The sequence below is a fragment of the Streptomyces sp. CBMA123 genome (assembly GCF_014596465.1).
Lineage (GTDB): Bacteria > Actinomycetota > Actinomycetes > Streptomycetales > Streptomycetaceae > Kitasatospora.
The window spans coordinates 1-12,868 of sequence record NZ_MECK01000135.1; the positions used below are offsets into that span (position 1 = coordinate 1).

The following is a 12,868-nucleotide window of genomic DNA, read 5'->3' on the forward strand; positions in this document are numbered from 1 at the left end:
GCGGCGGGTCTGCCGGCCCGGTTGCAGAACCTGATCGGTCGGTTGCCGGTGTCGCGCGCGTTCAGCCTCGGGCTGGCGTCCCCGCTGAACCGGCCCGGCCGCTCGGCGACCACCGCCGCCGCAGTGGTGCTCGGTACGGTCGGGGTCACCCTCTGCGTCGGTCTGACGCTCTCCCTGGGTTCGCTCCAGCAGGGCCTGACGGCCGATCGCGGGGGCAAGGTCGTGGTCCAGGCCCCGTTCGACGGCTCCAAGCCCGTCGACCACGTGGACGAGGCGGCCGTGCGGAAGGCGATCGAGTCCCGTCCCGGCACCCGGGCCTGGTACAGCAGCGTGCCGACCCCGGTCACCGTGGCGGGGAACACCGGGCGGTCCCAGGTGGTCGCCTTCACCGGTGACGCCTCCTGGGCCGGCTTCCAACTGGTCAAGGGCAGCTGGTTCCACGGCCCCGGCGAGGTGGCGGTCGGCGCGGCCTTCCTACGGGCCAACCAGCTGAAGGTCGGTGACACCGTCACCCTCACCGACCACGGTCGCAGCACTCCGGCGCGGATCAGCGGGGAGGTCCTGACCACCGAGGACCTGGTGTTCCTGGACCGGGCCTCGCTGGATCCGCTCGGCGGCGCGATCCACGCCGAAGCGCTCTCCTTCCACATCGACCTCACCTCGGGCACCGACGTCAAGGCCTACGCCGACGGGCTGGACGCGGCGGTGGAGCCGATGGGGCTGAGCGCCGACCCCGGAGAGGAGCACCTCAACATCGTGGTGCTGGCGATGAACACCCTGGCGGGCACGCTCACCCTGCTGCTCTCCGTGGTCGCCGGGCTCGGGGTGCTCAACACGGTGCTGCTGGACACCCGGGAACGGGTGCACGACCTCGGGGTGATCAAGGCACTCGGGATGTCGCCCCGGCAGACCATCGGCATGGTGCTCACCTCGGTCTGCGGCAGCGGCTTGCTGGCCGGGCTGATCGGGGTCCCGATCGGGATCGCCGTGCACCACCTGGTGATGCCCGCGATGGCCCGCGCCGCCGGGATCGGGGTGCCGGACCAGGACCTCACCGTGTTCGCCCCGTCGGTGGTGGGCCCACTGATACTCGGTGGCCTGGTGTTGGCGCTGCTCGGCGCCCTCCTACCGGCCACCTGGGCCGCCCGGACCCGGACGGTCACGGCGCTGCGGACGGAGTGACGGCGGGGGAGAGGGCGCCGGTCTCCGGGCCCGGCGCTGCGGCCGGGGAGCGCGGCTCGGGCGCGGAGACCGTCAGGCCCGAGCCGCTGCCAGGCCCGAGCCGCTGTCGGGCCCGAGCCGCCCTCGGGCCCAGCCTCCCGCCGAGCCGCCGACCGCCAAGCCGAGCAGCCGTCGGGCTCAGCCGTCGGCCGAGCCCAGCCCCTGGCTCAGGAGAGCCGTGCCGCCGCGTACGCCTCCATGGCGGCGCGCTGGTAGGCGGCCAGCCCCGGGGTGATGGCCTCGTATGCGGCGTGCCACTGCTCGTTCTCCGTGCACGAGCGCGCGATGGCGAGGTACTCCTCCGGCGAGACCGTGCGGAGCCCGCTGAGCATCCGGTACTCCTCGTCGATCATGCACTGGGTGGGCTCGGCGTCGGCCGGGTGGCCGGCCGCCAGCAACTCGGCCAGGCGGACCATCCGTGCGGTCCGCTCGCGCTGGCCGGCCTCGATCTCGGCCGGGGTCATCGCGGCGGTCGCGTGCCGGGCCGCCTCGGCGTGCTCGGGGAAGTCGCGCAGGCTGGCGTCGATGTCGGCGGGCTGGAGGCCCTCGAACAGGTTCTCGGGTCGGTTGATGGCGGTCATGGGCGTGCCGTCCTTCCGGGAGCGTTCCAGGTCGGCGATCGTGCGCGAGACGGTGGTCGCGAGGGCGTCGAGCCGGTCGCGCTCGGCGACCAGCCGGTGGTGGTGGCCCCGCAGGGCCTCCAGCTCGTCCACCTGGTCGCCGATGATCCGGGAGATCTCGGTCAGCCCCACGCCCAGGGCCCGCAGGACGAGGATCTGCTGCAGCCGCAGCAACTGTCGCTCCTCGTAGTAGCGGTGCCCGTTGGAGCCGATCCGGGCGGGAGGCAGCAGCCCGATCTCGTCGTAGTGCCGCAGGGTCCGGGCGGTCACGCCCGACATCCGGGCGACCTCTGCGATCGGCCAGGCCATTGCCGTCCCCACTCCCGTCTCCCGTCTCCCGTCTTCAGGGTTTGGTCGCCCGTTCCCCGTCTCCAGGGTCTGGTCCCCCGTCCATCGACGTGTGCACGTTCGCTCGGACCGGGGCCGGTTCCTCCGGCCCCGGTCACGACGGTAGAAGCTGCCGCTGCGACAGCTTCAAGCCCGGGCGGCCCGAGGGCCGGCCCTCGCGCGCGCCCTACGCCGGCTCACCCCTCGGCGAACCACTCCAGCGACTGCCCGTGCGGCCCGGTGAAGGCAACCGGCCGCTCGTCCAAGGCGAGGGCGAACAACCCGGAGCCGGCGGGGACCGGGCGGGGGAGGCGTTCGGCGACGGTCGGCAGGACGGAGACCGCCTCGTTGGAGATCCAGCGGGCGGGCAGCTCCCGCATGGTCGCCGCGAACTCCTCCCGTGCCTCCGGCGACAGGTACGCGAGCACCGCGCTGTGGAACACCACCGGCGTCGAGCCCGCCGGCGCCTGCGCCACCAACTCCCTCACGGTCTCGTTGAGATCGCCGCGCACCAGCAGCGGAGGTTCGGCCCGGGCGATCCGGACGGCGCCGCGCAGTCGCTCCAGACGGTGGGTCTGCTCCGGCCACACCAGTGACTCCAGCCACCGCATGTCGTCCTCGGAACGGACGTCCAGCGGGTTGAGGTCGATCCCGGCCCGCCACACGACCTCGGGCAGCCGTTCCCGCAGGGTGCCGAGCATCGGCACCGGCCCGCTCACCGAACAGTCCAGGGTCACCGGGCTCCCCTCGGCCCCGAATTCGCCGACCACACCGCCGGAATCGCCCGCCCTGAACTCCCCGCCCGCACTGCCGGAATCGACCACGCCGCCGGAATCGACCGCGCCACCGCTATCGGCCCCACCCGGGCGCCCGTGGTGGTACCGGTACCGATACCGGTCGGGGTACAGGCAGAGCCCCGCCGACGCGCCCACCTCGATCAGCGCCAGCGGCTGCGGCAGCGAGGCCAGCAGCGGCAGTAGGGTGGCGCAGCGGCCCGCCTCATTGGTCTGGGTGCGCCGCTCCAGCATCGTCGCCGAGACCCCGGCCCACCGCGTCACCGTCCAGTCGCGGAAGGCGGGCCAGCCGTTCGTCACCGGTCCGCCGAGGTGCCGTACCGCACCGAACAGCAGGTTCGGCTGCCGCTTCGCGGTCGGAAGTTCGTCCAGCAGGTCGATCAACTCCCGATCCCCGGCGGTCCGTTCGGCCAGCTCCCGGTACATCGGCGAGTTGCCGCGCGCCTCCCGTTCCGCGAATGCCAGGTAGCGGCTCCCCGTAGTGCTGTCCATGTTCCGTACTTCCTTTCTGCCAACCGAATTTGGCTCGGCCTTGGCCATGCCTTTTGCCATCCGCTGTACGGGTGCTAACCCCGCTGCCCGGGAGAGTGGGTCCGTCGGCGGACGAAGTGCCGGAAGAGTGCACAACTCCCCGTGGTAGGAGGACCGATGAAGTCCAAGCTCCGTACCCGTGCCGCGCTCGGCACCGCCGCCGTGCTGGCCGCCGCCGGGACCTTCACCGTCGGGACCGTCACCGCCGGGGTCGGGGCGGCTCAGGCGGAGGAGGAGCAGAACCGGCGCGGCAAGGCCTCCGAGCGTGAGATCGCCGCGCTCTTCGATCAGTGGAACGCGGCGCTGCAGACCGGCGACGCCGAGAAGGTCGCCGACCGCTACGCCCCGGACGCGGTGCCGCTTACCCACCGCCTCGTCGGTGATCCGCACCGACCGGGCCGGGCTCGTCGAGCTACTTCGAGCACTTCCCGGCGAAGAGGCCCCGGGGCGAGAAGGTCCGTCCCGCAGCAGCCCGCGCCGCAGCGATTCGGCGACCGGCTCATCGTCTTCCACCAGCAATACACGCACGGGGGCACCCTATTGACCTGCACCGTACGTTCGAACACCGGCTCCGGCCGCCGCGCCACCTCGGCCGCCGGGGCCACCTCGGTCGCCTCGGCCGCCACACCACCGGAAGGCGCCCCTACCGCCCCGGCTGCCGCCCCGGACCGACGCCGTGCCCCGGCTGCCAGTCCAGCCCCGGGTCGGGGCGCGGACGGAGGGTGTGCAGCAGCGAGGTGACCGACCAGACCACCACGGTCAGCAGCGCGTAGAACAGCAGCAGCGCCCAGAACGGGGTGGTGGACAGGCTCCGGTCCTCGAAGCGGCACCAGGCGTCCGGCGGCAGCCAGGAAGCCCCCGTCTCCAGCAGCCGCCCACTGCCCGGGACCAGGCCGCGCTCGCAGCGCTCCCCGTAGTCCAGCGACCGTACGTACAGCAGGGTGTACAGCCCGCCCGCCGACGCGAGGGAGAGGGCGGCGCTGATGCCGAGGAGCGTCGCCCGTCTTCGCCCGGCCGCCGTACGGATGTTCGTCACCGGGGCAGCGTACCGGCGTGGCCGCCCCGGCCGGGCGTGGATCACACCCCGACACAGCCCCGTCCCCGGCCCGGCGCGACCCCGGCGCAACCCCGTCCCCGGCCCGGCGCGACCCCGGCGTAACCCCGTCCCCGGCCCGGATCACCCCAGCAGCCCGCCCAGGTGTCCGTCCTCGGCGAGCAGCCGCCAGGAGCGGCCGGGCGAGGCGAAGGCGTCCGGGTCGACGCCCTCGACCAGCCGGTCCACCACGGTGCTCAGCAGCGACTGCGGGTCGAACACGGCCCAGGTGTCCCGGCCCCGGCCGTACTCCCAGCGCTCCCACTCGGCGCGCAGCCGCTCGTACGTCCACAGGGCGTAGAGCAGGGCGGACAGGTCGCGGTTCAGGTAGGCCTCGGGCTGGCCGTCGTCGTACCAGTCGGGCAGTTCGAGCCGGCCGGTGGCGCCGTCCAGGGCGATGGTGAGGTCGGTCGGCCAGTCGCCGAGCGCGAGGTAGTCCCGCTGGTAGGGGCGTTCCTCCTCGCCGTCGAAGTACTCGGGGTAGGCCTCCGCCATGGTGACCAGCGGTTCCTCGCACGCCCCGAACATCGCCCCGCCGAGCGGCAGCCCGACCTCGGTCAGCAGCCGTCGGGTGGGTTCGTGCACCAGGGCGGCGGGCAGCCCTTCCGGCCGGAACCGGTGCACCAGGCCCGCACCGCCGTCCTCGTCGGTCAGCGACGCGAGCTCGGCCACCAGCTCCGCGCCGATCTCGTACGCGGGCCCGTCCGGCCCGCCGGGCAGCGCACCCCAGGCCAGCGCCCGCACCAGCAGTGCCGTCCCCCAGTGCGCCGGCACGGCGCCCGGCGTGGCATCGTGCACGGCGCCCGGCGTGGCATCGTGCACGGCGCCCGGCGTGGCATCGGGCGTGGCGTCGTGTCCGGCATCAGGCTCGGCGTCGGGGTCGGCGCCAGGCGTGGCAGCGCGCCCGAACAGCGTGGGATCGATGTCCCGCATCCGCTGCTCGGCCCTGGCCAGCACCTCGGCCACCACCGCCGGCCCGCGCCGCCCGTCGAGCGCGTCCGGGCGTCGGGCTGCCTCGCTCACCGCCTCCACCTCGCGGATCAGCGCGGCCAGCGCGGTGAGGTCGGAGGCCAGCGGATCCCGCCGGGGGCCGCCGTTGCCGAGGAACACCTCGCCGGTAGTCCCGTCCAGCAGCACCAGGTTGCCGAGGGCGGCGAAGGGCGTGCGGTAGTCCGTCTCCCCGAGGACGAAGAGCCGCTCCGCTCCGGCGCTGGGGAAGGCCTTCAGCGAGCCGTCGCCGAGCACCCCGAAGTCCAGGAACGCCCCGGTCGCGGGCAACCCCTCCCGCACCAGGAACTCCCGGCTCCCCTCGTGCACCACCCCGCCCGGAACTCCGGCCACTCGCACACACCCCACGTGCCCCGCCCTTCACCGTTCCCTGACCCCCTGACCCTAGCGGGCCGATCCGACAGTGCCACCGGGGTTTCCCCGGGCCGGCGGCCGCCGGACGGGCCGGGCGACGTCCCCGCTGGGCCGGGCGACGTCCCCGCTGGGCCGGGTGACGCCCCCGACCGGTCCTACGCCGGCACCGGGTCGTCCACGTTCCACCGCTCCGGCAGGTCCCCGTCGCAGAACACGCAGACGTAGTGCCCCTCCCGGACGATGCCGCAGCGCCCGCACCCCGGGCAGCGGCGGAACACCACCGCGTGGGTGAAGCCGCCCGGGTGCGGCAGCCCGAGCCGGTCGAGGGCGGCGGCGACGGCCGGCCAGGAGGTGACGTCGGGGCAGTAGCCGGTGGACAGGTTGCTGACCGTCCAGACCTCCCAGGCCCCGCCGCCCGCTCGCCGGAACCCGACCTCCCCGGCGCTCGACACCGACTCCCCGCCCGCGCAGGCCACATGCTCACTGCGACGCGGAGCGAGCCGCAGCACCCCGCCCAGGTCGACCACGAAGGTGAACGGCTCCGCGAGCTCGGCCGCCGTCCGCACGCCCGCCCAGCCGGCGAACTCGCCCGCCGTCCGGACCGGCAGACCGCCCGGCGTCCCGCCATTCGACGCCGCCGACCCCCCTGCCGCCGAGCCCCGCGCCGCTGAGAACTCCCGTACCGCAGCCTCCCGCAGCTCCGGCGGCCCCACGTACCGGTACGCCCGCCCGAAACCTTCCTCGACCTCCGCCGCGACACCCCGCTCGCCCAGCCGCACCCGCCACCACGCCATCTCGACGGCCGTCCCGCTCAGCCCGAACTCCCGCAGCTCATCGAGCAGTTCGCGCGCCGCCCGGAGTGAGCCCCCGGATCCCTCGCGCAGCGCCCGCAGTGCCGCTACCGGATCGCCGAGCGGCCCGGAGAGCCGCAGTCGGGTCGGCCCGTGGGCGGCCAGGAGTGCCGTGCGAACGTCCTCCGGCGTTGCCCCCGGACCCGAGTGCTCGCAGGTGTTCAGATCGCAGGACGGGCAGTGGCACTCGGCGTCCCACCACAACTCCCGCCCACGGTGGAGGAACTGCCCGACGCTCCGAACGGCGGCGCTCCCGCACTGCTCGCACCGGACGGCCGTCCTGGCTCCCTGCCCCACACCCGCCACGCCCACCGCACCTCCCACGCCCACCACACCCGCCATCTCCACCGCACCCCGTCATCTCCGCCGCACCCGTCAGGCCCGCCCGGTCGCCTCCCGGGCGGCCCGTTCCACCCGGTCGTAGTGGGCCCGCCACCAATTCGCGTCGCCGGTGGCCGTGTTGGCGCCGTCGGAGCGTTGCCCGGTGGCGCCGTCGATGAGTTCGCGGACCAGGTCGGCGTGACCGGTGTGCCGGTGGGTCTCGGCGATCACGTGGACGAGTACCCGGTGCAGGGTCTGTTCCACGCGGTCGCCGAAGGGGAGCCGGCCGACGGTGTCCAGCGGCAGCGCCTCGATGGTGGCGTCCGAGTGGGCCCAGACCCGGCGGTAGCGGCCGAGGATCTCCTCGGTGCTCTCGTCCGCCCGGGCCCAGAGGTCGCCGTTGGGTTCGGCGGTGCCGATGATCCACAGCGGGGTCGGTTCGGGGAAGGGACGTCCGAAGGTCTCGCCGAGGTACAGCGCCTCGGCCCCGGTGACGTGCTTGACCAGGCCCAGCAGGTTGGTCCCGGTGGGGGTGAGCGGCCGTCGGAGGTCGTACTCGGAGAGGCCGTCCAGCTTCCACAGCAGGGCGTCGCGGGCGTCCTGGACGTAGATCCGCAGGTCGTTCTTGTCGTCGTTCACTGTCATGGGACCAGTCTGTTGACCTGTGTGGACCTGTCCACTGGTTTGGTGTCCTGACGGAGCGCCGGGCGACGTCGGGGGTCCGCGCCCCCGACGGTCCGCGACAGGCCCGTGCGTGACCGGCCGTTCACGACCGGCCCGTTCGCGACAGGCCCGTTCACGACCGGCCCGTTCGCGACAGGCCCGTTCACGACCGGCCCGTTCGCGACAGGCCGTTCACGACCGGCCCGTTCGCGACAGGCCCGTTCGCAACGGGCCGAAGGCCGCCGGGGGAGCGGAGCGAAAGCCCCCGGTCAGCGGACGATGTCGAAGACCTGCTTCTGCAGGCCGTTGCCGTAGGCCTCGTGCTCGACCAGCTTCAGCTTCTGGGCGTCCTTGTCCGTGGCGCTGAACAGGCGCTTGCCGGCGCCGAGCAGCAGGGGGTAGACGAGCAGGTGGTAGCGGTCGATCAGGCCGGCGTCCGAGAGGCTGTGGTTCAGGGCCGCACTGCCGTGGAGGATGATCGGGCCGCCCTCGGTCTCCTTCAGGGCGGCGACCTGGTCGACCGAGCGCAGGATGGTGGTCTCGCCCCAGTTCGGGACGAGGTCGTCCTCGGTGAGGGTGGTGGAGACGACGTACTTCGGCAGCATCTTGTAGCGGGTGAACTCCGGCATGTCCGGCCACACCGGGCTGAACGCCTGGTAGCTGACCCGGCCCATCAGCATGGCGGTGGCCTCCTCCTGCTCCCGGCCCTTGATCTCGTACGCCTCGGGGAGGAACTCGATGTCCTTGAAGGTCCATCCGGAGTTCCGGTAGCCGGGTTCGCCGCCGGGGGCCTCGACGACGCCGTCGAGCGACATGAAGGCGGTGCTGATCAGGGTGCGCATGAGTGGTTCCTCGGTTCTCGTGGTCTGCGGTTCTGGTGGGTCTGTGAGCCTGCTGGTCTGTGGTTCGGGCGGGTCTGTGGTTCGGGCGGGGCTGCGGCTCTGCGGAGGTCTGGACAACAGCGGAGATGTCAGGACGGCGGGGAATGCGTGGGCGTCAGCCGAGGAGCCCGGCCAGCCACCGCTGCCACGCGGCCTCGGCCCCGTCCGTCCCCTCTCCGAAGAGGTGATGGAACATCAGCACCGTTCCTGCACCGTGGTGGAAGGTGTAGAGCCCGTCGGTGGTGCGCAGTTCGAAGCGCTCGTCGTCCGCCCAGACCACCTCGCCGTCCAGCGGCGGCAGCCCGGCCGGTTCGGCGTGGGCCCGTGCGCCGACGGTGACCGGGAGTCGCAGTGCCAGGGCGTGGGCGAGGGTGCTCCGGACCTCCGGGTCCGGTCGGCCGGCTGCCGGGGCCACGGCGAAGACGGGAGCGCCGGTGCGTCCCGGGAAGTGGACGAGGTACTGGCGGAGCGTGTGCAGGTGGAACGGCCAGCCGCGGCGCAGCGCGTCGTACTCGTCCTGCCAGTCGTCGCCGAGCAGGCCGCTGTGGACGACGCGGAGCACGGTGCTGCCGCCGTCCCGTCCCTCGACCAGGTACTCGAAGGCCATGAACCGGCCGTCCTCGGTGGTGGTCGTGCGGGTGGCCAGGCGCTTGCCGGGTTCGTAGGCGGTGACGGCGGCTTCCGCGCGGTGGCCCCCGGTCTCCATGGTGGCGGTTCCGCCCTCGCGCGGGTCGAGTTCGTTGCGCCCCATGAACCAGGAGTCGATCCCCGGTCCGGTGGCGATCGCCTCCCAGACCTGGTCCGGGGTGGCCGGGAGAGTGGTCTCCAGCTCGATCTCGAACGGGTGGGTCATGTCCGGTCCTCCTGCTCGGGCGTGGCTGCGACCCCACCGGCCTTGGGTCGGGCCGCGGCGTCCTTGGGCCCGGCCGCATTGTCCTGGGGCCGGGTCTCGGCGCCGGGGTGCGGTGCCGCGGGGATCGCCGAGGGACTCGCCGCGGGGATCTGGTGCAGTCCGACGACCACCCGGTGGCTGCGGCCCCCGGGGGCGGACTCGTCGTGGTAGCGGCTGACCAGGGTGGCCACGCTCTGGGCCAGTTCCTCGGCGAAGGCCGTCCGGTCGGCCGCGGAGGCGAACCGTACCTGGGCGTCGATGCCGAAGGTGGCGACCCGCCGTCCGGCCCGGGAGGCGCCGGTCAGCAGGGCCCCGACCTCCTGCACCAGCCGGGAGCCCAGGGCCAGCAGCCAGCGGGCGGAGAGCTGGTCGGGCGCGCGTGAGGGGTCCGGGCTGACGGCGGCCAGGACGCTGGGGGAGATCACGTAGGAGCAGGCGGTGGCGCGGTACACCCGTTCGGTGACGTTGCCCTTGCGGCGTTCCTCGGCGAGTTCGACGAGTCCGTGCCGTTCCAGTTCCTTGAGGTGGTAGTTGACCTTCTGCCGGGGCAGCCCCAGGCGGGTGGCCAGCATGGCGGCCGAGCCGGGTTCGGCGAGGGCGGCGAGGATCCGGGACCGGATCGGGTCCAGGGAGGCCTCGGCGGCGGCGGGTTCTTCGATCACAGCGACGTCCAGCACCGTTCCAGCCTCCAACCGACAAAAAAATTTGTCAAGGAAAAAAGGGTTGTCGGTAGCCCGGTCGGCCCAAGGGAGTTCAGGCGTTCGGCGCATCCGACACGGAGTGTGACGGGTGGGGGCGAGGAGTGGACTTGAATCTTTGCGAACGGATGTTCGATCCTGGGGCTGTGTCCGTTTTCGAATCTGTTTTCGAATCTGCCGCCGAGCAGCCCGAACGCCCCGCGCTGCGGCCGGTGGCGTTCCCGGCTGCCGCGCCCGAGGACGGGCGGCCGGCGACCGGACGCGGGCTGGTACCGGTGCCGCCCGCACTGCGGGAAGTGCTGCCGGACGGCGGACTGCGGCGCGGCACGGCGGTGTCGGTGGCGGGCGGGGACGCCGGACTGCTGCTGGCACTGGCCGCCGGGGTCCGGGACGCCGGCGGCGGCTGGGCGGCGGCGGTCGGACTGCCGGACCTGGGGCTCGCCGCCGCCGAGGGCTACGGGCTGGACCTGCGCCGTCTGCTGGTCGCGGACGACCCGGGGCGGCACTGGCCCGAGGTGGTGTCGGTGCTGGCCGGCGCGGTCGAACTGATCATGCTGCGCCCGGACGGACCGGTGCCGCCCAAGCTGGCCACCCGGCTGGCCGCCGTACTGCGGCGCAGCGGCTGCGTGCTGCTGGTGGCCGGGCCGTGGCCGGGCGCGGTGCTGCGGCTGGGGGTGCGGTCCGGGCGCTGGTTCGGACTGGGGGACGGCTACGGGCAGCTCGCCGGGCGGCAGGTGGAGGTGGTGGCCGAGGGTCGGGGCTCGGCGGTGCGCGGCCGGACGGCCCGGCTCTGGCTGCCGGACGAGCACGGCGCGGTGCGCCCGGTCCGGGAGCAGTCGCATTCCGTCACCGGCCCGGCGGCACCGCTCGTGGCGGCGGTGGTGTGACGTGGCGACGACGACCGACGACGACCGGACCCCCCGGGTGCTGGTGGTCTGGTGCCCGGACTGGCCGGTGGTGGCCGTCACCGGTGACGACCCGGTGGCGGTGACCGAGGGCGGCCGGATCCTCGCCTGCTCGGCGGGCGCCCGGGCGGCCGGGGTCCGGCAGGGGCAGCGGCTCAAGCTGGCCCAGCGGCTCTGCCCGGAGCTGGAGCTGCGCGACCGCGACCCGGAGGCGGAGACCCGCCGCTTCGAGCCGGTGGTCGCGGCGGTGGAGGCGTTCACGCCCCGGGTGGAGGTGATCCGCCCGGGCCTGTGCGCCATCCCGGTGAAGGGCCCGGGCCGCTACTTCGGCGGCGAGGAGGCGCTGGCGGCCCTGATCGGTACGGCGGTGGCGGACGCCCTCGGGCGACCGCCCGTCCCGGACGCCGTCCCCGGCGCGGTGACGGTGCCCAGCGCAACCACCACTGACCGGCCGGCGCCTGCCGGAGCGCCCGCCACTGACCGGCCGGCGCCTGCCGGAGCGCCCACCACTGACCGGCCGGCGCCAGCCGGAGCGCCCACCACCCCCCACGCCCGGATCGGCGTCGCCGACGGCCTGTTCGCCGCCGTGCTCGCCGCCCGCGCCGGGGTACTGGTGCCCGCCGGGCGTACGGCGGAGTTCCTCGCCCCCTACCCGGTGGGCACGCTGGGCGACGAGCCGCTGGCCGAACTGCTCGGGCGGCTCGGCCTGCCCACCGTCGGGGCCTTCGCCGCGCTGCCGCCCGAGGCGGTCGCGGACCGCTTCGGCCCGACCGGGACGCTCGCGCACCGGCTGGCCCGGGGCCTGCAGCCGCGCCCGCTGGTGCCGCGCGACGAGGAGCCCGACCTCGCCGTCGAGCAGCGCTTCGACCCGCCGGAGCCGCTGGCCGAGCCGCTGGTGTTCGTCGCCCGCACACTGGCCGAGCAGCTGCACCAGCGGCTGGCCGGGGCGGGGCTGATTTGCCGCCGGGTGGCCGTCGAGGTGGCCTGCGCGGACGGCCGGACGGTCTCGCGGCTGTGGCGGCACGAGGGTCGGCTGTCCGCGACGGCGCTGGCCGAACGGGTCCGCTGGCAGCTCCAGGCCTGGCAGGGCGCGGGCACCTTCACCGACGGCGGCGAGGGCTTCGCCCTGCTCCGGCTCGCCCCCGACGGCCTCTCCCCGGACCAGGGGCGCCAGCTCGCCCTGTGGGGTCAGGCGGTCGCGGACGACAGGGTGGAGCGGGCGGTGGCCCGGGTGCAGGCGGTGCTGGGGCATGCCGGGCTGCGCCGGATCGAGCCGGCCGGCGGGCGCGGGCCGGGCGAGCAGCAGGTCCGGGTGCCGTGGGGCGAGCCGTACGAGGCGGCGGCCCCGGCGGACGCGCCCTGGCCGGGGCGGCTGGCGGAGCGCTCGGCGGACCTCTGGCCGTCCGTGGTGCTGCGCGAGCCGGCACCGGTGCGGGTGCTGGACGAGGCCGGCCGGCCGGTCACGGTGGACGGCCGGGCGGGGGTGTCGGCCCGGCCGGCGCTGGTCGTGGTCGGGGGGCGCGAGGAGCGGGTGGCGGGCTGGACCGGGCCCTGGCCGGCGGTCGAGTACTGGTGGGACCAGTCGCTCGCCCGCCGCCGGGCGCGGTTCCAGGTGCTGGTGGACGGCGGCCGGGCGCTGCTGCTCACCGTGGAGGGGGGTGGGTGGTACCTGGAAGCCGGCTACGACTGACCGGCGATCCGGGCCCCGG

General features: G+C 74.4%; 12 protein-coding genes and 2 pseudogenes. 4 read left to right on the forward strand and 10 right to left on the reverse strand.

The genetic code is table 11. The features are described 5' to 3' along the window. A partial coding sequence (locus BG452_RS17125; RefSeq protein WP_223242338.1) for an ABC transporter permease occupies window positions 1-1,182 on the forward strand: 1,182 nt, incomplete at its 5' end. Window positions 1,183-1,388: 206 nt separating this feature from the next. Here BG452_RS17125 and BG452_RS17130 read toward each other — a convergent pair. Beyond that, window positions 1,389-2,150 carry a MerR family transcriptional regulator gene (locus BG452_RS17130; protein WP_188305171.1) on the reverse strand — a complete coding sequence of 254 codons (762 nt, stop codon included), beginning with the start codon at window positions 2,148-2,150 and terminating at the stop codon, window positions 1,389-1,391. Window positions 2,151-2,365: 215 nt separating this feature from the next. Continuing rightward, window positions 2,366-3,454, reverse strand: a complete 1,089-nt coding sequence (locus BG452_RS17135) for a DUF2332 domain-containing protein (protein ID WP_188305172.1) — start codon at window positions 3,452-3,454, stop codon at window positions 2,366-2,368. Window positions 3,455-3,610: 156 nt separating this feature from the next. Between BG452_RS17135 and BG452_RS17140 the strand changes: the two are divergent. After that, window positions 3,611-3,838 (forward strand): annotated as a pseudogene (locus tag BG452_RS17140) (DUF4440 domain-containing protein); the annotation flags it as partial. Between the two features lie 110 nt (window positions 3,839-3,948). Here BG452_RS17140 and BG452_RS47680 read toward each other — a convergent pair. From BG452_RS47680 to BG452_RS17175, 8 genes and pseudogenes are all read right to left on the reverse strand, one after another. After that, window positions 3,949-4,021, reverse strand: a pseudogene (locus tag BG452_RS47680) (DNA-binding response regulator); the annotation flags it as partial. A 115-nt stretch (window positions 4,022-4,136) separates the two neighbouring features. Then, window positions 4,137-4,529 (reverse strand): hypothetical protein, encoded by a 393-nt coding sequence (locus BG452_RS17145; RefSeq protein WP_188305173.1) that lies wholly within the window; start codon window positions 4,527-4,529, stop codon window positions 4,137-4,139. A 141-nt stretch (window positions 4,530-4,670) separates the two neighbouring features. Further along, window positions 4,671-5,927 carry an SUKH-4 family immunity protein gene (locus BG452_RS17150; protein WP_188305174.1) on the reverse strand — a complete coding sequence of 419 codons (1,257 nt, stop codon included), beginning with the start codon at window positions 5,925-5,927 and terminating at the stop codon, window positions 4,671-4,673. A 176-nt stretch (window positions 5,928-6,103) separates the two neighbouring features. Then, on the reverse strand, window positions 6,104-6,742 hold the full coding sequence (locus BG452_RS17155; protein WP_223242344.1) for a hypothetical protein: 639 nt from the start codon (window positions 6,740-6,742) through the stop codon (window positions 6,104-6,106). Between the two features lie 432 nt (window positions 6,743-7,174). Beyond that, on the reverse strand, window positions 7,175-7,765 hold the full coding sequence (locus tag BG452_RS17160; RefSeq protein ID WP_188305175.1) for a DinB family protein: 591 nt from the start codon (window positions 7,763-7,765) through the stop codon (window positions 7,175-7,177). A 287-nt stretch (window positions 7,766-8,052) separates the two neighbouring features. Further along, complete coding sequence (locus BG452_RS17165) at window positions 8,053-8,625, reverse strand: dihydrofolate reductase family protein (protein WP_188305176.1); 573 nt, start codon at window positions 8,623-8,625, stop codon at window positions 8,053-8,055. Between the two features lie 154 nt (window positions 8,626-8,779). Next, window positions 8,780-9,517, reverse strand: coding sequence for an SRPBCC domain-containing protein (locus BG452_RS17170; protein ID WP_188305177.1), 738 nt, complete (start codon window positions 9,515-9,517; stop codon window positions 8,780-8,782). After that, a complete protein-coding gene (locus BG452_RS17175; protein WP_188305178.1) occupies window positions 9,514-10,233 on the reverse strand; it encodes an ArsR/SmtB family transcription factor in 720 nt (239 codons plus the stop codon). The genes BG452_RS17170 and BG452_RS17175 overlap by 4 nt, the downstream gene beginning before the upstream one ends. Before the next feature lie 167 nt (window positions 10,234-10,400). On the opposite strand from BG452_RS17175, the gene BG452_RS17180 reads away from it, so the two are divergent. Together BG452_RS17180 and BG452_RS17185 are read left to right on the forward strand one after the other, a co-directional pair. Further along, window positions 10,401-11,141, forward strand: coding sequence for a hypothetical protein (locus tag BG452_RS17180; protein WP_188305179.1), 741 nt, complete (start codon window positions 10,401-10,403; stop codon window positions 11,139-11,141). A gap of 1 nt (window position 11,142) precedes the next feature. Then, a complete protein-coding gene (locus BG452_RS17185) occupies window positions 11,143-12,849 on the forward strand; it encodes a DNA polymerase Y family protein (RefSeq protein WP_188305180.1) in 1,707 nt (568 codons plus the stop codon). Window positions 12,850-12,868: the final 19 nt, after the last annotated feature.

Coding starts and splice junctions, on each gene's coding strand:
- BG452_RS17130 (WP_188305171.1), bottom strand. CDS start 2,150: ATGGCCTGGCCGATCGCAGAGGTCGCCCGGATGTCGGGCGTGACCGCC.
- BG452_RS17135 (WP_188305172.1), bottom strand. CDS start 3,454: ATGGACAGCACTACGGGGAGCCGCTACCTGGCATTCGCGGAACGGGAG.
- BG452_RS17155 (WP_223242344.1), bottom strand. CDS start 6,742: ATGGCGTGGTGGCGGGTGCGGCTGGGCGAGCGGGGTGTCGCGGCGGAG.
- BG452_RS17160 (WP_188305175.1), bottom strand. CDS start 7,765: ATGACAGTGAACGACGACAAGAACGACCTGCGGATCTACGTCCAGGAC.
- BG452_RS17165 (WP_188305176.1), bottom strand. CDS start 8,625: ATGCGCACCCTGATCAGCACCGCCTTCATGTCGCTCGACGGCGTCGTC.
- BG452_RS17170 (WP_188305177.1), bottom strand. CDS start 9,517: ATGACCCACCCGTTCGAGATCGAGCTGGAGACCACTCTCCCGGCCACC.